The following is a 25070-nucleotide window of genomic DNA, read 5'->3' on the forward strand; positions in this document are numbered from 1 at the left end:
GGTTATTTCTGTTCGATGGTGGTGGTCGGCTGCAGGCCCGGCGCGGCAGTGGCGCCCGGGGCGGTCGACATGAGCTTTTCGATCTGGATGGCGGCCAGTTGCAGTTCGTACTGGGCGGCGATCAGCTCGTTGCGCGCGCCGCGCAGCACGCGCTGGGCATCGAGGTAGTCCAGGATGCCGCGCTCGCCGAAGCGGTAGGCGGACTCGGCCACGCCCAGCGCCGACTCGGCCTCGCGCACGATGCCGGACTCCAGCGCGGTCACCTGCGCCTGCGTGATCTCATACTGGCGGTAGGCGGTTTCCAGCTCCTGCGTCAGCTCGAACTCGCGCATTTCCAGCGCGCTCAGCGCCTGCGTGGCCTGCGCCGTCGCCTCGCCCACCGGGCCGCGGCGGCGGTCCCACAGCGGGATGGTCATCACCAGGCCGATCTGCGAGACGTTGTTGTCAGGCTGGCGGTCCGTGCTGGCGCGCACCGACACCTCCGGCCAGCGCAGCGAACGCTGGTAATCCACGCCCAGGCGCGCGCGCTCCAGTTCCGTGCGGCGCTGGACCAGCTCGGCGTTGCTCGCGGTCATGGTGTCGCGCAGCACCGGCAGCGGCGGCACATCCGGCGACTGTCCCAGCGTGCCGGCCAGCGAGAACTGGCCGCCCGGCATCGCGCCGCCGACCTGCTGGCGCAGCGCGGCCTTGGTCTGGTTGACGCGCAGCTCGGCGGTCTGCTGGTTCTTCTGCGAGGCCAGCAGTTCGGTCTCGGCCTTGATCAGTTCATAGCGCGGCGCTTCGCCCACCTCCACGCGCAGCCGTGCGCGCGAATGGATCTGGCGCATCATCGCCAGGTCTTCCTCGGCGGCATGCAACTCGCTCTCGCGGCGCAGCACGTCGTAGTAGGCGGTCTTGACGCGTGCGGACAGTTCGGAGCGGAAGCCCTGGCGCGCTGCCTGGGTCGACTCCAGCCCGCGCGTGGCCATGGCTTCGCGCAGGCTGCGCTGGTGCGGGTAGTCCAGCTTCTGCACCACGGCGTAGCTGGGTGCATTGCCGCTGGTCACGCCCGGCTGCTTGCCGGACAGGCGGCCGTACATCACCTCCACTTGCGGATTGGGATAGGCGCGCGCGCTGCTGATGGCGGCGCTGGCGGCATCGACATTGGCCTCGGCCGCGGCGACACCCTTGTTGGTCGACTGCGCCATGTCGAGCAGTTGCGGCAGCGTGAACGCGGGGCCAGCCGCGGCGCCGGCGGGGCGTGCGGATGCAGCCTTGGGCACGGCCGTGGCAGCCAGCAGTTCGGCGCCGGGAGTGGGCGCCGTGGCGGCGGCAATCTTCGGAGAAGGCTTGGAGAGCGGTGCGGCCGGGGCAGCGGGTACGGTGCCCGTTGCCCCCGCGGCCTTCGCCGGGGTGGCGCCCTGCTCACCGGCATGGGCCGGGGCAGCGGCGAACGCGAGCAGCGAAAGCGACGCGATCAGGGTCAGCTTGGTTGTTGTCATGAGTCCGGAATGCAAGCAATACGACGCCTGCGCCATGCCGCCGCGCGCCCCGGCGCACGAGTCACGGCGGGACGGACAACGGCAGCGGCTTACCCGCGCGCGGTAGCGGCGGGCAGGCTGGCGATATCAGGCAAGGGGGCGCGGCCCGCGGCACGGCAACTGCGGAGGCAGCGCGTGCGCGCGGGGGAGCGGCAAGGCGTGTGAACGCCCGGCGCTCAGGAGCGGGAAATTGGCGGCCGGAAAAAGGCCGAAGGCGGCGGCTCGGCCCGGCCGTGGGGATTTTGCGCCACATCCCCGGTGGGCAGCAGCAGCTTCACGGGGGGCAAGGCAATGAGGGCGCTGGATTCCTCGATCTCATCCAGCAGGTCCAGCGGATCCAGCAGGTCGGCCGACCAGATATTGCAGTACCCGGGCGGCGGGTCTTCGCAGATATCGTCGTCGGTCAGCCCATCGTCGCCGGGCGCGATGATGCGGCCCAGGTCGTCCACCGACTGCAGTGCGGCCAGTTCGGTGCTGGCCTGGACCTCCGGCTGCACGGACGCGCGCGCGTCCGCCACCGCTCCAAAGGAGAGCAGCGACAGGCACATGGCAGTCAGCAGCAGGAAAAACAATCGCATCGGTCGGGGGCTTGGGGCACGGGGCGAAAACGCCATTTTGGCAAGGCGCGCGCCGTGCTGCGGTACAGCATTGTAACGTAACGATTACGATTGACAGGGAATCGTTACGTTCGTTCCCCAGAGATGACGGTGGATGGAAGGTGGAAGATGGAAATTCAGCCCCTTCCCCGGCCGAGGGATGGCCTTCCGGGTTTACCCTCCGCACGCCATCTGGACGCGCCTGGCCAACCAGCGAACTGGCCCCTCCACTTACAAATCCAGCACCAACCGCCCACCGCACGCCCGCGACACGCACGGCGTCAGGAACGACTGCCGCTCCGTCTCGTCAAGGATGTAGTCCTGGTGGTCGACCTCACCGCTTACATAGCGAACCTTGCAGGTCCCGCACAGCCCGGACTGGCATGAGGTCTCCAGCGCGATGCCGGCGGACTGCAGCGCCTCCGCCAGGTTCTGTCCCGCGCCTACGGTGACTTCCTGTCCCGTGCTGGCGATCTGTGCGACATAGCCGCCGGTGGCAACCACAGCGCCGGTCGGCGCCACGGGCGCCTTGAAGTGCTCGCAGTGGACGGTGCCCGCGGGCCAGTGCCCCGAGGCTTCGCCGCAGGCTTTCATGAAGCCGCCGGGGCCACAGTAATACAGGTGCGTGCCCGCCGCGGGCTGCGCCAGCATGCCGGTAATGTCCAGTCCGTTGGCGGGATTGCCGCCGTCGAAGTGGTAGTGGACGTGGCCCCCGAGCCCTGACAGTTCCTCGGAGAACGCGGCGCAGTCCGGCGCCTTGGCGCAATAGTGGAGTTCGAAGCTGGCGCCGTCCGCCGCCAGGCTGTGCGCCATCGCCTTGAGCGGCGTCACGCCGATGCCGCCGGCCAGCAGCACGACCTTGCGCGCGCCGCCGGCCAGCGCAAAGTGGTTGCGCGGTGCGCTGACGGCAACGCGGTCGCGCACGCGGATGCGCTCATGCACCGCGCGCGAGCCGCCGCGACCGCCTTCGTCGCGCAGCACGGCAATGACATAGCGGTGGCGCTCGGCCGGGTCGTTGCACAGCGAGTACTGCCGCACCAGCCCGGACGCGACATGCACGTCGATATGCGCGCCGGCGGAAAACGGCGGCAGCGGCCGGCCATCGGGTTCGACCAGTTCATAGGCGTTGATACCGGCGGCTTCGGCGCGGATCTGCCGGACTAGCAGTTCGATCGGAGCGGATTCTGGGGTAGTGCTCATTTCGCTTTCCTTCACGGCTTGGGCTGTTGCGGGGGGCGGCGCGCACGCCAGGTGCGGCCGCCCGCCTGTTCACGCTGCGCGCATCAGGCGCGGAAGCTCTGCTCCAGGGCCTCGAAGCGGTCGCGCACGAACTTCGCCCGCTCCGCGCCCTTCAGGCTGTCGGACTCGTTCAGGATGGCCACCACCTCGCGTGCCAGCCGGCGGCGGTTGGCGACTTCCTGCTCGACGGTCCCGGCTTGGGGAATCGCGAACACATTGCCCGAGCAGAAGCTGTTGGGCTCGCCGCTGACCGCGCGCAGCCAGTCGGCAAACCCGCGCGCCTCGGATGAGACATTGGTGCCGCGCACCGCCTCGCGCAGCATCTTGCGGAAGGCAAACAGGCCGGCGTCGAACTTGGTCGGGTTTTCCAGCGCGTGCACGGCGATCGGGCGCTGGCTGATGATGGCCTCGTAGTCGCCAGGCGCGTATTGCGCGGCCTTGTAGTCGTGGCGCTCGCGGTGGTTGGGCGGGATCGGCGGCAGGTCTTCCAGCTTGTAGTTGCCGAACCGCTCCGGGCGGCGCATCGCCACCTGCCCTTCCAGGAAGTCGATGGTTTCATAGCCGACCATGCTCTTGTCGCCCACGCCGCGCGTGTCGATGCCGGGGCCCATCACGCGCCAGCCGATCATCTTGCTGTTCTCGTCGTCGACGGGCACGGTCCAGCGGATGATGTGGAAGCGGCTGAACAGCTTTTTCTCCGAGCCGTCCTCCGAGGTATAGGCGTGCAGGCTCAGGTTCGGCAGCACCTGGTGCTGCACGCGCAGGAACAGCTTGTCCTGGTCAACGCGGCGCGCGCCCGCGCAAGCCAGCCCGCGGCCCTGGTGCACCGGGATGAACTGCATGTCAGGCGCGACTTCCATCGACGCGGCCCCCACTTCATCGAAGGTCGTGCCCTGGTAGTTGCCGCCGACCACGTTCCTTGCCGCGTGCAGCGCGGTCGGGTGGAAGTTGTCGGCGGCATTGTCCTGGACCTGGAGCCAGTTGCAGTGCTGGAAGTTGCTGTACGGCACCAGTTCGTCACCCGGCAGCACCGTGAAGTCCGCCTCCCATTCGGGGAACGGCGGCTCCTCGTCGGGCGGGCCCATGTAGGCAAACACCAGCCCGTTGCGCTCGAACGCCTTGTACGCGCCCTGGCGGATCGAGCAGGCGTACTTCTCGGCCTCCTTCTCCTCGCCCTTGGGGAACGGCACATGCAGGCACGCGCCGTCCACGTCGAACACCATGCCGTGGTAGCAGCACTTGATGCCGTGCTCCTGGATCGCGCCGTATTCCAGCGACGCGCCGCGGTGCACGCAGTGCGCATGCAGCACGCCCACCCGGCCGCTGCCGTCGCGGAAGGCGACCAGTTCCTCGCCCAGGATCTTGAGGAAGCGCGGTGTGTCGGTCAGCTCCAGCGACATGCATACGGGGTGCCAGAAGCGGCGCATGTACTCGCCCATCGGCGTGCCGGCGCCGGTTTCGGTCAGTTCGGGGTCGTGGTCGGGAATGCGGTTGGCGTAGTAGCCGCCATAGGGAATCAGCTTCTTGGCAACGACATTGCCGCCGGCGGTGCGGGGCGTATCGAGCTTCTCGGACTTCTGGGTCATGACTTGTCTCCGTGAGGAATGAGGAATTCCGGTTTCGTTACCGGCTACCGAATTCTGAACTCTGTATACAGAGTTTAGGCGCGGACGGCGCCGATGCAAGTAAAGGTTTACCCCCGGGTGTTACGCCGGCCTGGTGGTTTGCCTCAGTTCCGGCTGCGGTCGACCAGCGCGCCTTTGCCGATCCACGGCATCATCGCCCGCAGCCGTGCGCCCACGGTTTCGATCGGATGCGCGGCGGTCAGGCGCCGGCGCGACTGCAGGGTCGGCGCGCCCGCCTGGCTTTCCAGGATGAACTGCCGCGCATACTCGCCGGACTGGATATCGTGCAGCACCCGCCGCATTGCGGCGCGGGTTTCGTCGGTGACGATGCGCGGACCGGTCAGGTACTCGCCAAACTCGGCGTTGTTGGAAATGCCGTAGTTCATCGTGCCGATGCCGCCCTCGTAGATCAGGTCGACGATCAGCTTGAGTTCGTGCAGGCATTCAAAGTACGCCATCTCCGGCGCGTAGCCGGCCTCCACCAGCGTGTCGTAGCCGGCCTTGATCAGTTCGACCGTGCCGCCGCACAGCACGGCCTGCTCGCCGAACAGGTCGGTCTCGGTCTCCTCGCGGAAATCCGTCTCGATCACGCCCGAACGGCCGCAGCCGATGGCCGAGGCGTAGGCCAGCGCGATATCCCGGGCGCTGCCGGAACGGTCCTGCGCCACCGCGATCAGCGCCGGCACGCCGCCGCCCTGGGTATAGGTCGAGCGCACCGTATGGCCCGGCGCCTTGGGTGCGACCATGACCACATCCAGGTCTTCACGAGGCACCACCTGCCCGTAGTGGATATTGAAGCCGTGGGCAAAGGCAAGCACCGTCCCCGGACGCATCGCCGGCGCCACCGATTCGCGATAGACCTGCGCGATGGTCTCGTCCGGGATCAGCAGCATGACGATATCCGCCCGTGCCGCGGCCTCCGCCACGGTCGCGACCGCCAGGCCCGCCGCGGCCGCCTTGCGCGATGAGGCGCCGGCTTCGCGCAGGCCCACCACCACCTCGACGCCGCTGTCGCGCAGGTTCAGCGCATGGGCGTGGCCTTGCGAGCCGTAGCCGATCACCGCCACCGTGCGCGCGCGCAACAGCGACAGGTCAGCATCCTTGTCGTAATACACATGCATGGTCATTCACTCCTGATTGAACTCCGTTGCCGGATTGACGGCGCGCGAGCGCGCCGTGTAGTCTGAATACAAAGTGCAGACTGCCCTACCATGACCGCCATCCTCCCCAAGATCCAGACCCGCCCCGACTATGTCGACGAGGTGTACAAGATGCTCCTCGACGCCATCAGCGATGGCACCCTGGCCCCGGGCACGCGCCTGACGCAGGAAGAGATCGCCGACCAGATGCAGGTGTCGCGCTCCCCGGTGCTGCAGGCGCTGCGGTTGCTGAAAAAGGACGGGCTGGTGCAGGACGCGCCCGGCCGCGGCGTGCTGGTAACCCCGCTCGACACGGCCGCGGTCGGCCACTATTACGAGGTCCGCGGCGCGCTTGACGCGCTGGCGGCGCGCCTGGCCGCCGCGCGGCGCTTCCGGGTCGACCCGGCGCTGATCGCGCACGGCCGCCGTGCCGCGCGCGGCAAGGACGTGAAGGCGATGATGGACGCCGACATGGCCTTCCACCACGCTATCTACGAGGCCGCCGGCAACCCGCTGCTGGCGCAGAGCGCCGAGATGTACTGGGTCCACCTGCGCCGCGCCATGGGTGCGGTGCTGCAGTCCTCGGCCCAGCGCGAGTCGATCTGGGACGAGCACGAAGCCATCGCCGAAGCCATTGCCGCCGGCGACGCGACCCGCGCCGCCGAGCTGACCGACCTGCACACTACCCGCGCCCGCGAGAACCTGACGCGCCGGCTTGGAGAGTTCCTGGGCGAGGCACGCCAGATCGCCTGAGCGCGCCCGCTCCTGCCCGGCACCTGTGTAGCGGCGGCCCATCATCAGTCCTTGCGCACGCCGCTGTTGACCAGCCGCGCCGGCACGGTGAACACCAGCATGCCGCCGATCACCAGGCTCGCCGCCAGCACCAGCACGCCGTTGCCGGTGGTGCCCGTGTTCGACTGCACCCAGCCGATCAGGTAAGGACTGATCACGCCCGAGATGCTGCCGACCGAGTTGGCCAGCGCAATGCCCGCCGCGGCGGCCGCACCACCCAAAATCGCCGGCGGCAGCGTCCAGAACTGCGAGATGGTGGTCATGATGCCCATGGTGCCGATGGTCAGCGCCAGCATCGCCAGCGCGGTATTGCCGGCATAGGCCACGCTCAGGCACAGGCCCAGCGCGCCCACTACGCCCGGCACGGCCAGGTGCCAGCGCCGCTCGCCACGCGCATCGGAACGCTGGCCGACCAGGATCATCGACACGGTCGCCGCCGCATACGGAATCGCCGAGAGCAGGCCGATATCGAGCGGATCCGACACGCCACTGGCCTTGACGATGGTCGGCAGCCAGAAGCTGACGCCGTACAGCCCCATGGTGAAGAAGAAATAGATCACGCTGAGCAGCAGGATGCGCGGGTTGGTCAGCCCGTCGCGCACGGAGTGCAGCGCATGGCCGCGGCTCTCGGCCGCGAGGTTGGTCTCGATCATGGCGCGCTGCTGTGCCGTCAGCCATTTCGCATCGGCCACCTTGTCATCCAGGTAGAAATACGCGATTACGCCCACCAGTACCGTCGGAATGCCTTCCAGCAGGAACAGCCACTGCCAGCCGGCCCAGCCGTGCGAGCCGTGCATGGCGCTCATGATCCAGCCCGACAGCGGCCCGCCGATCACGCCGGACATCGGGATACCCGTCAGGAACAGCGCGGTCACCTTGCTGCGGCGCGACGCCGGGAACCAGTACGTCAGGTACAGCAGGATCGCCGGGATAAAGCCGGCCTCGGCCACGCCCAGCAGGAAGCGCATGATGTAGAAGCTGGTGGGCGACTTCACGAACATCATTGCCGCGGAGATGATGCCCCACGTGACCATGATGCGCGCGATCCAGCGCCGCGCGCCGACGCGCAGCAGAATCAGGTTGCTGGGCACCTCGAACAGCAGGTAGCCGACGAAGAAGATGCCGGCGCCCAAACCATAGATGGCGTCGCTCAGGCCAAGGTCCTGCATCATCTGCAGCTTGGCGTAGCCGACGTTGATGCGGTCAAGGTAGGCGCACAGGTAGCACAGGAACAGGAACGGCAATAGCCGCCACATGACCCGGGTATAGGTTTCCGATTCGGTAGCGGCAAAGGGCGCCGCGGTTGCGCTGGGTGATTGCATGGTGTCTCCTGGGGGCGTCATCGCTGTGGTTGCGTGATCTGGCGGGGGAACTGCATCGGCGGCCGCCCGTGCCATGCGAGCACGCGGCGGCCGTGGCAAGCGGGCGTGCCCGCTCAGTCGAACATGTCGGGCTGGGTGGCGCAGAGGTGGTCCCAGATTGGCTGGAAGTGCAGCCAGCCGATGTAGTCGCTGCCGACGTGCTCGCGGCTGTAGCGCGCGCGATCCGGCGACACCAGGCGCGGCGTGATGCCGGTCGCCTCCACCATCAGTTGCTGCTTGCAGCAGCGCTCCAGCGCGATAAACCAGAACGCGGCCGACTCGATGCTGTGCCGGCTCGCGGTCAGCAGCCCGTGGTTCTGGTGGATCGCGGCCTTGACGCCCTTGAAGGCGTTGGCCACCTTGTGGCCGCCCTTGACCTCGACCGCGACCTTGCCGGCCTCGTCGCCGATCACCACGTGGTCTTCATAGAACGCGGCCGCGTCCTGCGTGATCGGCTCGATCGGCTTGCCCAGCGAGGCGAACGCGGTGCCGTATTCGGTGTGCGCGTGGCACATCGCCACGATGTCCTGGTGCATCTCATGCACGGCGGCATGCAGCACGAAGCCGGCGCGGTTGATGGCGTAGCCGCCTTCCACGACCTTGCCTTCATGGTCCGCGCAAATCAGGTTCGAGACCTTCACCTGCGCGAAGTGGATCGCCATCGGGTTGGTCCAGTACAGCTCCGGGTGCTCCGGGTCGCGCACCGTCAGGTGCCCGGCAAAGCCGTAGTCGTAGCCTTCCAGCGCAAAGGCGCGGCACGCCGCCACCAGCCGCTCCTTGCGGTACTGGCGCTCTTCGGCAAAGGAAGAGAACTCCGGGATCGACGGAAAGATCAGGCCGCGCTGTTCGGGCTGATAGATGGAAACGCGTTCTTCGTCGTTGAAGACCTGCGCGGTGCGTTCGAGGACTGCCGCCATGACTGCTCCTGTTGGGTTTCGAAGGGAACTGTTCTTGCGACGGCCCTGCCGGGTACACCGTCGCGCTGGAGGCATAGTCGCGCCGGGAGGATATGTTGACAAACGATGGGTGTTCATGAAAGCATGAACTGTATTCATGGATTCACGCGAGAGAAAACAGCCATGCGGCGGGTACCGAACTTCGTGCTATTGCGCGCCTTTGAGGCGGCAGCCCGGCTGGAGAGCTTTACGCTGGCGGCCAACGAGCTGCACCTGACGCAATCGGCAATCAGCCATCAGGTGCGCGAGCTGGAGGATTACTTCGGGCGCAAGCTGTTCGTGCGCCGCAACCGTCGGGTCGAGCCGACGCCCGAAGGCCGCCGCCTGCTGGAAAGCCTGTCGCGCGTGTTCGACGTGATCGAGGCCGCGTGCAACGAGGTCGCGCTGGCGCCGCAGGCGCAGGTGCTGGCGGTGTACAGCGCGCCCAGCTTCGCGGTGAAATGGCTGGGGCCGCGCCTGCCGGCGTTCATGCAGCAGCATCCCGACATCACCATCCGCCTTTCGTCCGGCGCCGAGCCCATCGACATGACGCTGGCGCGCGAAGTCGACCTGGCCATCACCTACGGCACCGCGCAGGCGCGCGCGGGCGTCATCGTCACGCCATTGGGCAAGGAGCGGATCCTGCCGCTGTGTTCGCCCCGGCTGCTCGACGATGGCTTGCCGGCGCGCGCGCAGATGCAGGCGCTGCCTTTGATCGATTCGCAGCTTAGCCGCGTGACCTGGCCCGACTGGTTCGATGCCAACGGCATGGTGTGCCCGACGCGGCCGCGCGCTTCATTCGACCGCGGCGCACTGGCGATCTCCGCTGCGGTCGATGGCATGGGCGTGGCGCTGGAAAGCATCCGCCTGGCCGAGCGCGAACTGGCGCGCGGTGACCTGGTGCCGGTCGGCGAAGGCGAGTTCCGGCCGGTGGCGCGTGAAACCCACTTCCTGTGCTACCGGCAGAATGAAGCGCACTTGCCGAAGATCGCAACCTTTGTCGCGTGGCTGTGCGCGGAGCTTGGCCTGGAACCAGGCCCGGGAGCGGGCGGCACGGGTACGCGCCGCCCGAAGTGAGGCTGCTCAGGCCACCCTGAAGCCGTGCGTGCCGTCGCGCTCCAGTTGCGCGATCAGCCCGAACTCCCAGTCCAGGTAGCCCTGCATCGCCTCGCGCGGGTTGTCGGTGCCTTCATACGGCCGGCGATAGCGGTCGGTGCGCTCTGACGCCAGGTGCGTCTCGCCGGACTCCAGCGGCAGCCCGGCCGCGATCCACGCCTGCGTGCCGCCGTCCAGCACCACCACCTCCGCATCGGTCAGCCGCTGCAGGTCGGCGGCGGCAAAGCGCGCGAGCAGGCTGGAGCCGCAAGTCAGCACGTAGCGCCGCGCCTGCGGGATACGTGTCAGCGCATCCGCCAGCTGTGCACGGATGACAAAGTACGCGCCCGGGATATGGCGCTTGACGTAGTTGGCGCTCGCGGTGAAGTCGAGCACGACGGTACTGCCCTCCGCGTCCTTGTCTAGCCACGCAGCCAGTCCGGCGGGCGCCACCGTCGGCACCGCCGGCGGCACAGGAACGCTGGCCGCCACCGCGCCGGTCTCGCCGCGCGCGGATGCATCGGCCGGCTCCACCACCCAGACGTCCCAACCCATCTGCGCCAGCCATGAGCCGGTCATGCTGGCGCGCACGTCGTCGTCATCGGCCAGCACGATGCGCGCGCCGCGCACCGGGGCGTTGTGGTCGGTTTCCTGCACCAGCTGCCCGCCCGGCGCATTGACGAAGCCGGGCAGGTGGCCATCGGCAAACTCCTCGGGCGTGCGCACGTCGAAGCGGTACACGGTGCGGCCCGGCTCCTGCAGCGATGGCAACGCGGCTAGCGCGATGCGGCGCACGCCGGCGCGGTCGGCGATCTCGCGCGCGCCGCGGCGGGCGCTGTCGCGGTTGCCGCTGCTCACCTCGGCAGGCGCGCGGCGGCTGGCGCCGTGGTCGAGCTGCTGGCCCGCCAGCGTCCAGCCGATGGTGCCGTTGCGCAGCGCCGCCACCGGGTTGGGAATGCCGGCGTTGACCAGCGACTGCGTGCCGATGATGCTGCGCGTGCGGCCAGCGCAATTGACGATCACCTGCGTGCGCGGGTCGGGCGCCAGCTCGCGCACGCGCAGCACCAGTTCGGCACCGGGCACGCTGGTGGCCGTGGGAATGCTCATGGTCTGGTACTCGTCGAAGCGGCGCGCATCGACGATCACCGCATCGGCCCTGGTGTCGATCAGCGCCTGCACTTCCTCGGCCGACAGGGACGGCGTATGGCGCTTTGCCTCGACCACTTCACCGAACGACTTGCTCGGCACGTTGACGTCGCGAAACACTTCGCCGCCGCCGGCAATCCAGCCCGTCAGCCCGCCTTCGAGCCGGTGCACGTTGGTATAGCCCAGCGCTTGCAGCACCGACGCAGCGCGCGGTGCCAGGTCTTCCCCGGCGTGTTCGCCGTAGACCACGATCAGCGTATCGCGGCGCGGGATGCGCGGCCACGCCTCCAGCTCAAGCTTCGACAGCGGGAAGTTGGCGGCCCACAGCGGATGCTCCTGCGCGAAGGGCTCCTCCTCGCGCACGTCGATCAGCGCGATCTCGGCGCCGGCCAGCAGGGCCTGGCGCACCTGCGCGCGGGTGAATGTCGGGAGTGCCGTAGCGGCGGCTTGCGTGGCGTGCTGGATGGTCATGACTTCGAGACTTCGCGGGAACGGTCCCACAGGTTGGGCAGGGTCGGGTTGGAATACCCGGAGATAAAGGGCTTGCGCGTGCCGTCCTCGGCGTAGACCGAGCGCCGGACCGCGCCGATATTGGCGCCATACACGTGGATGCTGACCGAGACGCGGTCGTCATGCGCGTTGTTGACGCGATGGATGTCGCCCACCGTGGGGGACACCGCTTCGACCTGCCCGGGCACCAGCCGCACCGGCTCGCCGTGCGGCACGGGGCGGCCGGCGTCGTCGAGCACGAAGGGCTGCGAGTCCTCCGCGCCGCGCAGCATGCCGATCAGCCCCCAGACGGTATGGTCGTGGATGGGCGTGCGCTGCCCCGGGCCCCAGACAAAGCTGACGATCGAGAAGCGCTCGGCGGAATCGCAATGCAGCAGGTGCTGCTGGTAGTACTCGGGGTGCGGCTCGGCCCACGCCTCGGGCAGCCAGTCGTCGCGCGCCACCAGCCGCGCCAGCAGCGCCCCGCCCTCGCGCAGGATGCGCGGCTCGTCGGGATGCTGGTCCAGCAGCGCGGCCAGGCCGGTGATGAAATCGCGCAGCGGTGCGAGCCCGCTGGCTTCGGTGGAACTGCTCATGAAATGCCTCCGGGGGTGGTTCTCTGTTCGGGCCCTCTGTGGGGCGCTGCCGCTGCAAACATAACACGGCGCGGCGGCCGCGTTCATGCCTGCGCTGCATGCCCCTACAGCCCCAGGTGGTGCTTGCCGGCGGCGACCAGGATCGAATCGTTCTGCGGCGTATGGATGCGGCTGCACAGCACGTCGCGGTAGTGCCGCTCGAGCGGGTTGTTGCGGCTCAGGCCATGGTTTCCGGCCAGTTGCAGCGCCAGTTCCACCACGCGGATCGCATTGCCGGTGACGGTGAACTTGAGCAGGCCGCTGTCGGCGGCGGCGGGGGGCGCATTGGCGTCGGTGCGCGCGGCGGCATCGTCGAGCAGCACCTGGTTGGTCCGCAGCAGCGCGGCGATCTCGCCGATGGTTTCCTGCACGCGCGGCAGTGTCGCCAGCGGCGCGCCCAGGCTGCCGGGTGCGCGCTCGCGCACGAAGCCGCGCACCCACGATTCGGCGGCGCGCGCCACGGCGTCATAGAGGCTGCCGAGCAGCACGATCATCCACGCCTGCTGGTCGGCATTGGCGTCGAGGTCGGCCTGGCTCGCACCCGCCGGCGCCCACGCGGCGGGCGGGCGGATATCGACGGCGTGGTCGGGCGGGATCCAGATATTGTCGAGCACGGTCTCGTGGCTGCCCGAGGCGCGCAAACCCAGGTGGTTCCAGTTCTCCACGATGCGCACGCCGGCCACGCCCGCGGCCGGCCCCGGCACCAGGAACACGCCCACACGCGGCTGCGGCTCGTCGGTGCGTGCCCATACCGCCAGCCAGCGCAGCGCCGGGATGCCGGTGCTGTACAGCTTGCGGCCGCTCAGGCGCCAGCCATCGCCAACCTGCGTGGCAATGGTGTTGGGCAAGCCGCCGCGCGCCGGCGAGCCGAGTTCCGGCTCCACCCGCAGCGCGTTGACCAGCGCGCCGTCCTGCACCGCGCTGGCAAAGACCTGCTCGCGCACCACGTGCGGCCAGTGCGAATCGGGGCGCGCGATGGCGCGATGCTGCAGGTAGGTCATGGTCAGCACCAGCGCCGTGGCCGGGTCGCCACCCGCGACCGCCGCGATGATGCGGCGCGCCTGCGCCAGCCCTGCCCCGCCGCCGCCGTAGTCGCGCGGCACCACCTGCGCGATCAGGCCTTGCGCGTGAAGCCGGGCGAAGTTGTCGTGCGGGAAGCTGGCCGCGGCGTCGTGCGCGGCGGCGCCGGCGGCAAAGCGCGCCGACAGCTCGGCCAGCACTTCGCCAAGGCGCGCGTCGCTGGCGGGCAGGCGGCGCAGGGAAGACGTCGAAGACATGGAACGGAGCTCCGGGAGGGATGGCTGGCAAGGCAGACCGCTGTGGAAGCAGTCGGGGCCGATCGCCACGAATGCCGCATAGCGTAGCGCTGCCGCCGCGTTCCGAAAACGACGCTTATTGAATATGGTCCGTCGTTTTTATTCGTTAGTCGCGGCGCGCCGCTGGCGTACTTTGTTCCCCAGTCCATACAAAGCCCGGGTGGCACGCCGCCGCCGTCACCGATTCAGGAGAGTACGCATGAGCGTCGATTTCATCGGCATGATCCAGAGCCAGAAGCAGTCCGAGATCCATCCGCCTTCGGGCCCCGTAATCGACCGCGACTACGTGCGCGCCTTTGCGCAGGCGCACGAGCAGGCCGGCTTCGACCGCATCCTGGTGCCGCACCATTCGACCGGGCCGTCGGCCACGCTGACCATCGCCTATGCCACGAGCGTGACCGAGCGCATCCATTTCATGCTGGCGCACCGGCCCGGCTTCACCGCGCCGACGCTGGCGGCGCGCCAGATCGCCACGCTCGACCAGTTCAGCGGTGGGCGCCTGGGCGTGCATTTCATCTCCGGCGGTTCCGACAGCGAACAGCAGCGCGACGGCGATTTCCTTGACCATGACCAGCGCTATGCGCGCACCGACGAGTACCTGGACATCCTGCGCCGCATCTGGACCGAGCCGCAGCCGTTCGACCATGCTGGCGAGTTTTACCGCTTCACGCAGGGCTTTTCCGAGGTCAAGCCGGCGCAGCAGCCGCATGTGCCGATCTATTTCGGCGGCGCGTCGGAAGCGGCGTTGAAGGTCGCCGGCAAGCATGCCGACGTCTATGCGCTGTGGGGCGAATCGCTCGAACAGGTGCGCGAGCTGACCACGCGCGTGCGCGCCGAAGCCGCGCAGCATGGCCGCACCGTGCGCTTCTCGGTCTCGTTCCGACCGGTGCTGGCCGAGACCGAAGAGAAAGCGTGGGCGCGCGCCGACAGCATCCTGGAACGCACCCGCGCGCTGCGCGTGCAGGCCGGCTACAGCCGTGGCGGCCCGCAGCAGAGCGAAGGCGCGCGCCGGCTGCTCGCCGCCGCCGACAAAGGCGACCGTGTCGACCAGCGCCTGTGGACCGCGATCGCGCGCGAGACCGGCGGGCGTTCCAACTCGACCGGCCTGGTCGGCACGCCCGGGCAGGTGGCGCAGGCACTGCTGGCCTACTATGAACTGGGCGTGACCACCTTCCTGATCCGCGGCTTCGACCCGCTCGAAGACGCCATCGACTATGGCCGCGAGCTGATCCCGCGCGTACGCGAACTGGTGGCGCAGCACGATGCCGCGCACCAGGCGGAACGCCGCGCCGCCTGATCACCGCAGCCGTACATCACAACAACACACCCACAACAAGAATCGGGGAGTATCGCCATGAGCCAGAAGCACAATGACACCGACCCGCGCCGCCGCGGCGTGCTGCGCCTTGCCGGCGCCGCCGCCATCGCGGCGCCGGCGCTGATCCTCGGCCGCCAGGCGTGGTCCGCGCCGCGCAAGCTGACCTTCGCCTGGAACCAGAATTCGTTCTGCCTGACGCCGATCGTGGTGGCGCAGGAGAAAGGCTTCTTCGAGAAAAACGGGCTGCAGGTCGACCTGATCAACTACAGCGGCTCGACCGACCAGCTGCTGGAATCGATCGCCACCGGCAAGGCCGATGCCGCGGTCGGCATGATCCACCGCTGGCTCAAGCCGCTGGAAGCGGGCTTTGACGTCAAGATCATCGGCAGCTCGCACGGCGGCTGCGTGCGCCTGGTGGGATCGAAGGCAGCGGGCGTGACCAGCCTGCAGCACCTGAAGGGCAAGACCGTGGGCGTCAGCGACCTGGCCGCGCCGGGCAAGCACTTCTTCACCATCCTGCTGGCCAAGAACGGCATCGACCCGGACAAGGACATCACATGGCGCCAGTATCCGGCCGACCTGCTCGGCGTGGCGGTCGACAAGGGCGAGATCCAGGCCATCGCCGACGGCGATCCCAACCTCTATCTGCTCGAGAAACGCACCAACGGCGCCTACGTGGAGCTGGCCACCAACCTGACCGGCGAATATGCGCGCAAGGTTTGCTGCGTGGTCGGCGCGCGCGGCGAACTGGTGCGCAATGACCGCCCCGCCGCCGCGTCGCTGGCGCGCGCCATCGTGCAGGCCACCGACTACGTCAACGAGAACCCCAACGAGGCCGCCAAGGTCTTCGCCAGGTACTCGCCCAAGATCAACCCGGAAGACCTGCGCAAGCTGTACGCGACGCTGACCTACAACCACCATCCGACCGGCGCCGACCTGCGCGAAGAGATCGCGTTCTACGCTGACGATTTCCGCCGCATCGGCGTGCTGAAGAAGAGCACCGATGCCAAACGCCTGGCGCAGCATGTCTACGCCGATGTCCTGGGGTAAGCGATGACGACAAGCCAACCTGCACTCGATGCGCGGCTGGCGCGCCAGCCGGCCGCCGCGGCTTCCGACGTACCCGCGCAGGATGCCGCCACGGCACGCGTGTGGCCCGTGGGCCTGCTGGCCGCGCTGGCGTGGGCCGCGTTCGGCGCGCTGACGTGGCGCTGGCCCAACCATGTGGTGGGCTTCAGCGACTGGGCCTATACCGAGGAACTGGGCCTGGCCGCGCTGTCGGCCGCCGCGCTGCTGGCGCTGCTTGCAGTGGCCGGCCAGCACGTGCGCGCGCTGCAACGGCCGCTGGCCGCGCTGCGCACCGCAGGCCCGTGGCTGGTGGCGGTGCCGGCGGTGCTGTCCGCATGGGAGATCCTGACCGCCAAGACCGCAACCCTGCCGACGCCTTTCTTCGCGCCGCCGCAGGCGCTGATCGAGGTCTATGCCGATGACTGGCGCCGGCTTGGCGACAGCGTGCTCAACACGCTCAAGCTGCTGGGGCTGGGCGTGGCGTATGGCGGGCTGGCCGGCTTCCTGGTGGGCGTTTCCATCGGCTGGTCGCGGCGCATCGGCTACTGGGTGCATCCGGTGCTGCGGGTGCTGGGGCCGCTGCCATCGACCGCGCTGCTGCCGCTGACCTTCTACTTCTTTCCGTCGAGCTATTCGGCGGCGGTGTTCCTGATCGCGCTGGCGACGGCATTTCCGGTGGCCGTGCTGACCTGGTCGGGCGTTGCCGGCGTCAACAAGAGCTATTACGACGTGGCGCGCACGCTGGGGGCATCCGGCTGGTTCCTGGTGTTGCGCGTGGCGATTCCCGCGGCGCTGCCGCAGGTGTTTGTCGGGCTGTTCATGGGGCTGGGGGCGTCGTTCTCGGTGCTGGTGACGGCGGAGATGATGGGCGTGAAATCGGGGCTGGGGTGGTACCTGACCTGGGCGCAGGGGTGGGCCTCGTACGTGAATATGTATGCGGCGCTGATCGTGATGGCGCTGCTGTTTTCCGGGGTGATTACGTTGCTGTTCGTGGCGCGGGACCGGGTGTTGTCGTGGCAGAAGGGGACGGTGAAATGGTGAGCGTGGTCGAGCGGTTGAAAGCCTCCAGGACTTACGGGCGCGCGCAGAAGGCTCCCCTCTCCCGCGCAGTGGGAGAGGGGTCGGGGGAGAGGGCAGGCGGTGGACCGGGTCCGGACCCTGGTAGTGCTGCATACGCCAGCCCTCTCCCCCAGCCCCTCTCCCGCGAGCGGGAGAGGGAGAGGGAGAGGGGAGTCAGCGCGGCGGCAAGTGTTGATTCGGGAGTACTGACCGGCGCCCGTATCGACATCCACGGTGTCAGCCACTGGTTTGGCCATGGCAACGAGCGGCTGCAGGTGCTCGACGACGTCGACCTCAACGTCGCGCCGGGCGAATTCGTTGCCCTGCTCGGCCCCAGCGGCTGCGGCAAGTCCACGCTGCTGCGCCTGGTCGCAGGCCTGGACCAGCCCACGTCGGGCGAGATCCTGCAGGACGGCACGCCCATCACGGAGCCGGATCCGTCGCGCATCGTGGTGTTCCAGGATCCCACGCTGTACCCGTGGCGCCGCGTCTGGGACAACGTCGCGCTCGGACTGCAGGCGCAGGGCATCCTCGCGCAGCAGCGCCATCGCGTGGACGACGCGCTGCGCCGGGTCGGGCTGGAATCGTTCGCGCGCGCCTTCCCGCACCAGCTCTCAGGCGGCATGGCGCAGCGCGTGGCGCTGGCGCGAGCGCTGGTCAACGATCCGCGCCTGCTGGTGCTGGACGAACCGCTGGGCAAGCTCGATTCGCTGACGCGGCTGGCCATGCAGAGCGACCTGGTCGAGCTGTGGCAGCGCTCGCGCTTTTCGGCGCTGCTGGTCACGCACGACGTGGAAGAGGCGCTGTTCCTGGCGCAGCGCGTGATCGTGTTCAGCCAGCGGCCCGCGCGCATCACGGCGGAAATCAAGGTAGACCTGCCCTACCCGCGCCATCGCGGCGACCCGCGCCTGACCGAACTGCGGCACGAAGCGCTGCGCCACCTGGGACTGGACGCGAGCTGGTAATGCACCATTGCAACACCTGGCGGGCCGCGTCATGAGCGGCCCGCCGCCCCAGGCGTGGCTGAACGCACTGCTTGTCCTGATCGAGAACTGCCAGCTTGGCCTGCTGTGGCTGTGGCATGTGCTGGGCCTGACCGGCACCAGCCATGGCCAGCCGGCCTGGCCATGGGCGCAGCGCATTGCCGGCGAAACGCTGCTGATCGACCTTGCCCTGGCACGCCAGGTCGGCTTCAGCCTGTGCGCGTTCGCCGTCGCCGTGCTGGCGGTCGCCGTCGCCATTGCCTGGCGCCGGGGCCGCCCGGTACTGCTGGCGTCTGCGGTGCTGGCCCTGCTGCTGGCGCCGTGGCCACGGGTGTCGCTGCTGCTCAGTCCCGCCAGCCCCACCAGCTTCCATACCAGCCCTACCCGCTTTGCCGTCGACGCCATCGTGCTGGGGCAGCGCGTCTACGCGCAGCATTGCGCCGCGTGCCACGGCAATGATGGCCGCGGCGAAGGACCGCTGGCCGCCAGCCTGCCCCAGTGGCCGCCGACGCTGGCCAGCCCCCTGCTCGCGCGCCGCGCCGATGGCGAGCTGTTCTGGCACGTGCTGTCCGGCATGCGCGACCGCCGCGGCCAGCCGACCATGCCGGCATTCCGCGGCCAGCTTGCCGATCGCGAGGCCTGGGCCGTGATCGACTACATGAAAGCGTTGTCGGCCGCCAACAGTGCCGAAGGCAACTGGCCGGTGCCGCTGCGGTTACCGGAGATGGCGATCCGCTGCGGCGACGCGTCCCCGGTGGCGCTGTCGCACTGGCGCGGCGAGCAGCGCGTGCGGCTGGTGGCGGTGGACGCAGCCGCCACTTCCCTGCCCTATGAAGACCCGCGCTTCCTGACCGTGCTCGTCACACCGGACGGCAGCGTGCCGGCGCAGGTACCGCGCTTCCGCGCCGGCTGCACGGCGACGTCGGCCCAGGCCTGGCAAGCCGTGGCGGCGATTGCCGGGTTGCCGCCGGCACAGCTGGCGGGCACCCAGCTGCTCGCCGACCGGGCGGGATGGCTGCGCGCGCGCGGCACGCCGGGCAGCGCATGGTCCGATGCCGACCTCGTCTGCGTGTCCGGGCCGGCGGCCGCGACGCCGGCCATGTCCGCCGCGATCGATGGCCTGACGGCACTGTTGCTGCGCATGGATGCCGAGCCGGTACGCTTCGTCAAAGGCGGCTTTATCCATTAAGGATGGATTGTTCGCTGGCAGCGAATTCTGACTTTCCAGCCGCCGCCGCCATCGACCTCGCGCGGGACAGTACCCTCGGCTTCATGAAGGACCAGCCTGGACGCTGACATGTTGCGGTTAAGGATGGCGCCATGAGCGCCATGGGAAGTTCGCGGCCCCTGCAGGGCATCGCGCTGATGGTTGCCGCGGTGGCATGCTTTGCCGCGCTCGATACGATGACCAAGATCACCGGCGCCGCCGTCCCGGTGGTGATGGCACTGTGGGTCCGCTATCTCGCGCAGGCGGCACTGACCGGCGCGGTGCTGCTGCCGGCGCGCGGCCGCATCCTGCTGCGCACGCGCCGGCCGTGGCTGCAGGCCGTGCGCGCGGTGACGATGCTGCTGTCCAGCGCCTGTGCGTTCTTCAGCCTGCAGGTGCTGCCGGTGGGCGAGTTCACCGCGGTGGTCAGCCTGACGCCGCTGGCGATCGCGCTGGCGGCGGCGACGCTGTTCGGCGAGCGCATGTCTGCGCTGCGCTGGCTCTGCCTGCTGGCCGGATTTGCCGGCGCGCTGGTGGTGATCCGACCCGGCGCCGACCTGGAACCGGCCATGCTGCTGCCGCTCGCGGCGGTTTGCCTTAACGCCGCCTACCAGTTGCTGACCAGCGTGCTGACCCGGATCGACGGCGCCGGCACCACGCATTTCTATACAGGCTGCATTGCCGCGGTGCTGCTGTCGGCGGCGCTGCCGCTGGCGTGGACCTGGCACGTCGACGCGCTGCACTGGTGGCTGCTGGCGGGCATGGCGCTGGCCGGCTGCGCCGGCCATATGTTCCTGGTGCTGGCCTATGCCCGCGCGCCGGTTAGCGTGCTGACGCCCTATCTCTACCTGCAGATCGCCTTTGCCATGCTGGGCGGCTGGCTGGTATTCGGCTGGCTGCCCGATGCCTGGTCGCTGCTGGGCGTGGCGATGATCGCCGCCAGCGGCGTGGCCGGCACCGCGGTGGCAGCCCGCGAGCGTGCCTTGCCGGCACGGCCCGCGGCGCGGCAAGCGAGCGCGGTCTAGCGCTCTACCGTGCCGCGTGCGCAGCGCCGCCGGCGCGCGCTGCGGCCACGGGCGCGCCGTTGGTGACTGCCTCCAGCCATTCCAGCGAGCGCAGCCCATCCTGCGCAACCGGCAACGGGGGCGCCACACGGAAGGCATCGTTGAACACCTCCAGCGACAGCGGTCCGCAATAGCCCGCCCGGAGCACGGCACGCGTGAAGCCGACGACAGGCAGGTCGCCTTGGCCGGGGAAATTGCGGTGGTGGCGGCTCCAGGTGCGCACGTCCAGCGACATGCGTGGTGCGTCGGCAAGCTGCACGAAGAAAATCCGTTCGGCCGGCACGGCGTCTAGGCCGTGCAGCGTATCCCCCAGCGCGAGCGTATGGAAGCTGTCCAGCATCAGCCCCAGCGCGGGATGCCCGGCGCGCTGCACGATGTCCCACGCCTGCCGCCAGCGGCGCACATGGCGGCCCCAGGCCAGCGCCTCGTAGCCCAGGCGCAGGCCACGGCGGGCCGCGGCTTCGGCCAGCGCATGCAGGTCGGCGGCGGCGCGCGCGGGATCGTCGAGCGCCGCGTCCTGCACGTTGCTGCAGACCAGTGCCAGGTCCACCCCGAGTTGCTCCATCGCATCGAACTTCCGCTCGGCACGCGCCAGCTCGGCGGCGGACAGGCCGCCCGGCATGGCCTCGAAATCGCGCAGCGGCTGGTAGAGCAGGATCTGCAGGCCCAGGTCGGCGGCCATGCGGCGGACCTCGGCGGGCGTGCCGGGGAATTGCAGCAGGTCGTCCTCGAAGATTTCCACGCCGTCGAAACCGGCATCGGCAGCGGCTTGCAGCTTCTCCGGCAACGATCCCGACAAGGTGACGGTAGCGATCGATTTGCGCAGCGGGGCAGGAAAGAGAGTCATGGCGGTCAGTCGAGGTAGCGGCTTGGATTTCCCAAGGTTATGAGCCATCATTGCCCTCAACAACCGTCATTCGCGCGCGTGCGTGCGACAATCGCTCCAATGCGATCATCTATCGCGCGAAGCAAGGGTTAACCATGGAAAACGAACAGCTGAACCGGCGCGACTGGATCGCCGGGCTGGAGAAGGGCCTGGCCATCCTGGAGGCCTTCGACAACGACCACCCGCGCCTGACGCCCACGCAGGCGGCCGAGCGCACCGGCCTGACGCGCACCGCCGCGCGCCGCTACCTGCTGACGCTGGAGCACCTGGGCTACACCACCAGCGACGGCACGCTGTTCAGCCTGACGCCGCGCGTGCTCAAGGTGGGCTGGTCGTATTTCGATTCGGCGCGGCTGCCGCGCACGGTGCAGCCCTTCCTGCAGCAGATCACCGCGCAGCTGGGCGAGGCCGCCTACCTGAGCGTGCTCGATGGCTGGGAGCTGGTGTTCATCGCCCGCACCAGCACCAACCGCGTCATGAGCACGGGCTTTGTGCTGGGCGCGCGGGTGCCGGCTCCGCTGGGATCGGCGGGCGTGATGATGCTGGCGTCGCAGCCGGAGGAACAGGTCAGGGCATGGCTGGAGAGTGTGGTGCTGGCGCCCTACACGCCCTACACCATCCTGCAGCACGACCGGCTGCTGGAAGAGATCCGCAAGGCCGGCGCGCAGGGCTATGCGATGCTGGAGCAGCAACTGCAGACCGGCGTGCGCGGCGTGGCGGTGCCGCTGCGCGATCGCCACGGCAAGGTGATCGCCGCGCTGTCGGTCAACATGCCGATCGGCGACGAAACCCCGCAGCAGGCGCTGGACCGCGTGCTGCAGGTGTTGCAGGACACGGCGCTGCTGATCATGCGCGTGCTGTAGCGGCCTACCCTTCCAGCGAAGTCGCCAGCGCGTGCGGCCCCTGTGTCAGCTGCGCCTTCAGGAAGGCCAGGCACACGCGCATGCGCGCAGAGGCCGACGCGCGCGCGCTGGTCACGGCCCAGATGTCGGACGGATGCTGCCAGCCGGGCAGCACGCGCACCAGTTCGCCCGCGCGCACGGCGGCAGCCACGTCCCAGACCGACGCCATGATGATGCCGTAGCCCTCCAGGGCCCACTCGTGCGTCACGTCGGCAACATTCGATGCCATCGGGCCGGTGACTTTCGTGGTTTCCCAGCCGCCACCCTCCCCCTGCAGCCGCCACACGCCAAAGGCCTGGTCGCGCTCGCGCAACAGCAGGCAGTCATGGCGCGGCAGGTCGGACGGATGCTCCGGCATGCCGCGCCGCGCCAGGTAGGCCGGCGCCGCGCATAGCACGCGGCTGCCGGTGGCGATGCGGCTGGCGATCAGGTGCGGCTCCTGCACCTCGCCCACCCGGATATCGAGGTCGAACTGCTCGCCGATCAGGTCGACGCGGCGGTCGAGCAGTTCCAGCCACACCTCCAGCCCCGGATGCTGCTGCCGCAGCCGCGACAGCACCGGCGCCACGTGCCGCCGCCCCAACCGCAGGCTGGTGGCGATGCGCAACTGCCCGCGCGCTTCGCCACCGGCACCGCCGACCGCCTCAAGCATGCCGTCCACGTCCTCCAGGATCTTCTGCGCCCACGCAAACGCGCTCTCGCCTTCGGCCGTAACGCTGACGCGGCGCGTGGTGCGGTGGAACAGCTTTGCGCCAAGCATGGCCTCCAGCATGGCGATGCGCTTGCTCACATGGGCCGGCGAGATGCCTGTCTCGTTGGCCGCGGCAATAAAGCTGGCGCGTCGCGCCACCGTGCAGAACAGCCGCAGGTCGCGCAGGAACGGGTCATTGTTCGCGCTGGGCGCATGCTGAGTTTCCATGGCAGTGGATGATGGGACAAGGGCTAAACGATAGGCTATCGGCCGTGGCCGCGCCAGCATCGGGGCCGATTACAGGGAACATGAAGGAGACATGATGAAGACAGTACTGGTGCTCAACGGGCCCAACCTCAACCTGCTCGGCACGCGCGAGCCGGCCGTCTATGGCAGCGAGACGCTGGCCGACGTGGAGCGCATCTGCCAGCAGGCCGCGCAGCGGCTCGGGCTGCGGGCCGAGTGCCGGCAGAGCAACCATGAAGGGCAGCTGATCGACTGGATCCACGAGGCGGGCAAGCTGTGCGCGAGCGGCGAAATGGCCGGCGTGGTGCTGAACGCAGGGGCGCTCACGCATACCTCGATCGCGCTGCACGATGCGATCAAGGGCGCGGCGGTGCCGGTGATCGAGTACCACGTCTCCAACGTGCATGCGCGCGAGGCGTTCCGGCACAAGTCGTGGATTTCGCCGGTGGCGGTGGCGGTGATGGCGGGGCTGGGGGTGAAGGGGTATGGCTTGGCGGTGGCGGCACTGGCGCAGGTGACGGGGGCGCAAACTGAGTCGCAGCTCGCTTAACGCAATCAGCAATGCGTGTTGCGATGCGCCGGCAATTCCCGCAGGCCGGCTCCCTCTCCCGCGAGCGGGAGAGGGGAGAAAACCAGCGCGGATGGAAGGCTGTGAGCGCTCAGAACTTATGCCTGACCCCCGCCATCACTCCCACCCGCGTCTTGTTCCCATACGTATTCCCGCTGTTCACAAACGCCGCGCCGCTATTGAGCGCGATCCACTGCCCCTGCAGGTGGGTGTAGTCCACCTCCACATACACGTCGGTACGCTTGCTGAAGTTGTAATCCAGCATGCCCGCCGTGGTCAGCCGCTTGCCGCCCTGCCCCGCGTGCCGCAGCCAGTCATACTGGAACGTGCCGATAAACGCCAGCGCATCCGTCAGGTTGAAGCGCGTGCCGACATAGCCCACGTTGTTGCGGTAGTCCGCCACGTCGAGCCGGTTGTTGGTATAGCCCAGGTAGTATTGCGAGCGCGCCGCCTTCCACGTCCCGCCCACGCCCCACACCGTCTGCTTGCTCGCCTGCGCCGCCGGCACCGCGCCGAAAAAGGCCGAGGTGACGTTCTGCGTCTGCTGGTAGACCGCGCCGATCTCCAGCGGCCCCGAGCTGTAGACCAGCGACCCGGCCGCGGCCGAACTGGTCTTCATGCTGCCCGGCACCTCGCCGAAGGTGTAGGCCGCGGCCACCTGCAGGCCGCCAAAGCTCTTGATGTACTTGAGCGTGTTGTCGTAGCGCAGCCCCGTGTAGTTGCCGCCCTGGTAGCCGACGATCGAGTTGTTGGCAAAGGCCATCGCCTCGTACGACGACAGCACTTCATGCGCCAGCGTGTATTGGCGGCCGAGTGCGAGCTTGCCGTAAGGACCGTCGAAGCCGACCACGGCGGTACGCCCGAACAGCCGCCCGCCCTGCTGGCTGGTTCCGGTGTCGGGCGAGAAGCCCGACTCCAGGATGAACCACGCCTTGTTGCCGCCGCCGATATCCTCGGCGCCGCGGATGCCCCAGCGGCTGCCGGTCAGCACGCCGTCGGTCATCTGCGTGCGGCCGTGGCCGGCCGCGTCTTCGTTGGTGCTGTAGCGGATGGTGGTATCGAGCAGGCCGTAGAGCGTGACGCCACCGGAAGTCTGGGCGACAGCGGGCATGCTGCCCGCGCCCAGCGCGAGCAGCGCAATGAATCGTTTGTGCATCGGAGTGTTGTCCCGGTCTTTGTTGTCGTCTCGC

Annotated in this window: 22 protein-coding genes and 1 pseudogene; 10 read left to right on the forward strand and 13 right to left on the reverse strand. The window is 68.8% G+C overall.

Annotation, left to right across the window (positions count from 1 at the left end; translation table 11 throughout):
- Positions 1-2: 2 nt before the first annotated feature.
- The 5 genes from CTP10_RS26735 to ilvC form a co-directional block, all read right to left on the reverse strand.
- Entirely contained in the window at positions 3-1481 is a 1479-nt protein-coding gene (locus tag CTP10_RS26735) for a TolC family protein (protein WP_116319602.1), read from the reverse strand.
- 215 nt (positions 1482-1696) lie between these two features.
- The gene (locus CTP10_RS26740) at positions 1697-2098 is read right to left on the reverse strand and encodes a cobalt-zinc-cadmium resistance protein (RefSeq protein WP_233528123.1); all 402 of its coding nucleotides are present in this window, start codon (positions 2096-2098) and stop codon (positions 1697-1699) included.
- A 249-nt stretch (positions 2099-2347) separates the two neighbouring features.
- A complete protein-coding gene (locus CTP10_RS26745) occupies positions 2348-3316 on the reverse strand; it encodes a PDR/VanB family oxidoreductase (protein WP_116319600.1) in 969 nt (322 codons plus the stop codon).
- Positions 3317-3399: 83 nt separating this feature from the next.
- Positions 3400-4941, reverse strand: a complete 1542-nt coding sequence (locus CTP10_RS26750; RefSeq protein WP_116319599.1) for a Rieske 2Fe-2S domain-containing protein — start codon at positions 4939-4941, stop codon at positions 3400-3402.
- A gap of 143 nt (positions 4942-5084) precedes the next feature.
- Positions 5085-6101: a ketol-acid reductoisomerase gene (gene ilvC, locus CTP10_RS26755; RefSeq protein WP_116319628.1), complete on the reverse strand. Its 1017-nt coding sequence runs from the start codon at positions 6099-6101 to the stop codon at positions 5085-5087.
- 90 nt (positions 6102-6191) lie between these two features.
- On the opposite strand from ilvC, the gene CTP10_RS26760 reads away from it, so the two are divergent.
- On the forward strand, positions 6192-6872 hold the full coding sequence (locus CTP10_RS26760; protein WP_116319598.1) for a GntR family transcriptional regulator: 681 nt from the start codon (positions 6192-6194) through the stop codon (positions 6870-6872).
- Positions 6873-6916: 44 nt separating this feature from the next.
- Here the strand turns inward: CTP10_RS26760 and CTP10_RS26765 are convergent, their stop codons facing one another.
- Both CTP10_RS26765 and CTP10_RS26770 read right to left on the reverse strand, forming a co-directional pair.
- The gene (locus tag CTP10_RS26765; protein WP_116319597.1) at positions 6917-8233 is read right to left on the reverse strand and encodes an MFS transporter; all 1317 of its coding nucleotides are present in this window, start codon (positions 8231-8233) and stop codon (positions 6917-6919) included.
- 113 nt (positions 8234-8346) lie between these two features.
- Positions 8347-9189, reverse strand: a complete 843-nt coding sequence (locus CTP10_RS26770; RefSeq protein ID WP_116319596.1) for a class II aldolase/adducin family protein — start codon at positions 9187-9189, stop codon at positions 8347-8349.
- A gap of 162 nt (positions 9190-9351) precedes the next feature.
- Between CTP10_RS26770 and CTP10_RS26775 the strand changes: the two genes are divergently transcribed.
- Complete coding sequence (locus CTP10_RS26775; RefSeq protein ID WP_116319595.1) at positions 9352-10284, forward strand: LysR substrate-binding domain-containing protein; 933 nt, start codon at positions 9352-9354, stop codon at positions 10282-10284.
- Between the two features lie 6 nt (positions 10285-10290).
- On the opposite strand, the gene CTP10_RS26780 is transcribed toward CTP10_RS26775, so the two are convergent.
- From CTP10_RS26780 to CTP10_RS26790, 3 genes are all read right to left on the reverse strand, one after another.
- Positions 10291-11919: a rhodanese-related sulfurtransferase gene (locus CTP10_RS26780; protein ID WP_116319594.1), complete on the reverse strand. Its 1629-nt coding sequence runs from the start codon at positions 11917-11919 to the stop codon at positions 10291-10293.
- Positions 11916-12533 carry a cysteine dioxygenase gene (locus CTP10_RS26785; protein WP_116319593.1) on the reverse strand — a complete coding sequence of 206 codons (618 nt, stop codon included), beginning with the start codon at positions 12531-12533 and terminating at the stop codon, positions 11916-11918. The genes CTP10_RS26780 and CTP10_RS26785 overlap by 4 nt, the downstream gene beginning before the upstream one ends.
- 104 nt (positions 12534-12637) lie before the next feature.
- Positions 12638-13849, reverse strand: coding sequence for an acyl-CoA dehydrogenase family protein (locus CTP10_RS26790; protein WP_116319592.1), 1212 nt, complete (start codon positions 13847-13849; stop codon positions 12638-12640).
- Positions 13850-14087: 238 nt separating this feature from the next.
- Between CTP10_RS26790 and CTP10_RS26795 the strand changes: the two genes are divergently transcribed.
- The 6 genes from CTP10_RS26795 (at position 14088) to CTP10_RS26820 (ending at position 20548) form a co-directional block, all read left to right on the forward strand.
- Positions 14088-15185 (forward strand): LLM class flavin-dependent oxidoreductase, encoded by a 1098-nt coding sequence (locus tag CTP10_RS26795; RefSeq protein WP_116319591.1) that lies wholly within the window; start codon positions 14088-14090, stop codon positions 15183-15185.
- Between the two features lie 57 nt (positions 15186-15242).
- The gene (locus CTP10_RS26800; RefSeq protein WP_116319590.1) at positions 15243-16256 is read left to right on the forward strand and encodes an ABC transporter substrate-binding protein; all 1014 of its coding nucleotides are present in this window, start codon (positions 15243-15245) and stop codon (positions 16254-16256) included.
- Positions 16257-16259: 3 nt separating this feature from the next.
- Positions 16260-17315 carry an ABC transporter permease gene (locus CTP10_RS26805; protein ID WP_116319589.1) on the forward strand — a complete coding sequence of 352 codons (1056 nt, stop codon included), beginning with the start codon at positions 16260-16262 and terminating at the stop codon, positions 17313-17315.
- Complete coding sequence (locus tag CTP10_RS26810; RefSeq protein WP_233528124.1) at positions 17309-18298, forward strand: ABC transporter ATP-binding protein; 990 nt, start codon at positions 17309-17311, stop codon at positions 18296-18298. Before CTP10_RS26805 ends, CTP10_RS26810 begins: the two co-directional genes overlap by 7 nt.
- A gap of 31 nt (positions 18299-18329) precedes the next feature.
- Positions 18330-19505, forward strand: coding sequence for a c-type cytochrome (locus CTP10_RS26815; RefSeq protein ID WP_116319588.1), 1176 nt, complete (start codon positions 18330-18332; stop codon positions 19503-19505).
- Between the two features lie 131 nt (positions 19506-19636).
- The gene (locus tag CTP10_RS26820) at positions 19637-20548 is read left to right on the forward strand and encodes a DMT family transporter (protein ID WP_116319587.1); all 912 of its coding nucleotides are present in this window, start codon (positions 19637-19639) and stop codon (positions 20546-20548) included.
- A gap of 40 nt (positions 20549-20588) precedes the next feature.
- Here CTP10_RS26820 and CTP10_RS26825 read toward each other — a convergent pair.
- A pseudogene (locus tag CTP10_RS26825) lies at positions 20589-21434 on the reverse strand (sugar phosphate isomerase/epimerase family protein); the annotation flags it as partial.
- A gap of 134 nt (positions 21435-21568) precedes the next feature.
- Here CTP10_RS26825 and CTP10_RS26830 point away from each other — a divergent pair.
- Positions 21569-22336 (forward strand): IclR family transcriptional regulator domain-containing protein, encoded by a 768-nt coding sequence (locus CTP10_RS26830; RefSeq protein ID WP_116319585.1) that lies wholly within the window; start codon positions 21569-21571, stop codon positions 22334-22336.
- A 4-nt stretch (positions 22337-22340) separates the two neighbouring features.
- Here the strand turns inward: CTP10_RS26830 and CTP10_RS26835 are convergent, their stop codons facing one another.
- Positions 22341-23294 (reverse strand): LysR family transcriptional regulator, encoded by a 954-nt coding sequence (locus CTP10_RS26835; protein WP_116319584.1) that lies wholly within the window; start codon positions 23292-23294, stop codon positions 22341-22343.
- A 94-nt stretch (positions 23295-23388) separates the two neighbouring features.
- Between CTP10_RS26835 and aroQ the strand changes: the two genes are divergently transcribed.
- Entirely contained in the window at positions 23389-23862 is a 474-nt protein-coding gene (gene aroQ, locus CTP10_RS26840) for a type II 3-dehydroquinate dehydratase (RefSeq protein ID WP_116319583.1), read from the forward strand.
- A gap of 109 nt (positions 23863-23971) precedes the next feature.
- Here the strand turns inward: aroQ and CTP10_RS26845 are convergent, their stop codons facing one another.
- Positions 23972-25036, reverse strand: a complete 1065-nt coding sequence (locus tag CTP10_RS26845) for a porin (RefSeq protein ID WP_116319582.1) — start codon at positions 25034-25036, stop codon at positions 23972-23974.
- Positions 25037-25070 lie beyond the last annotated feature (34 nt).

The organism is Cupriavidus sp. P-10 (assembly GCF_003402535.2).
GTDB lineage: Bacteria > Pseudomonadota > Gammaproteobacteria > Burkholderiales > Burkholderiaceae > Cupriavidus.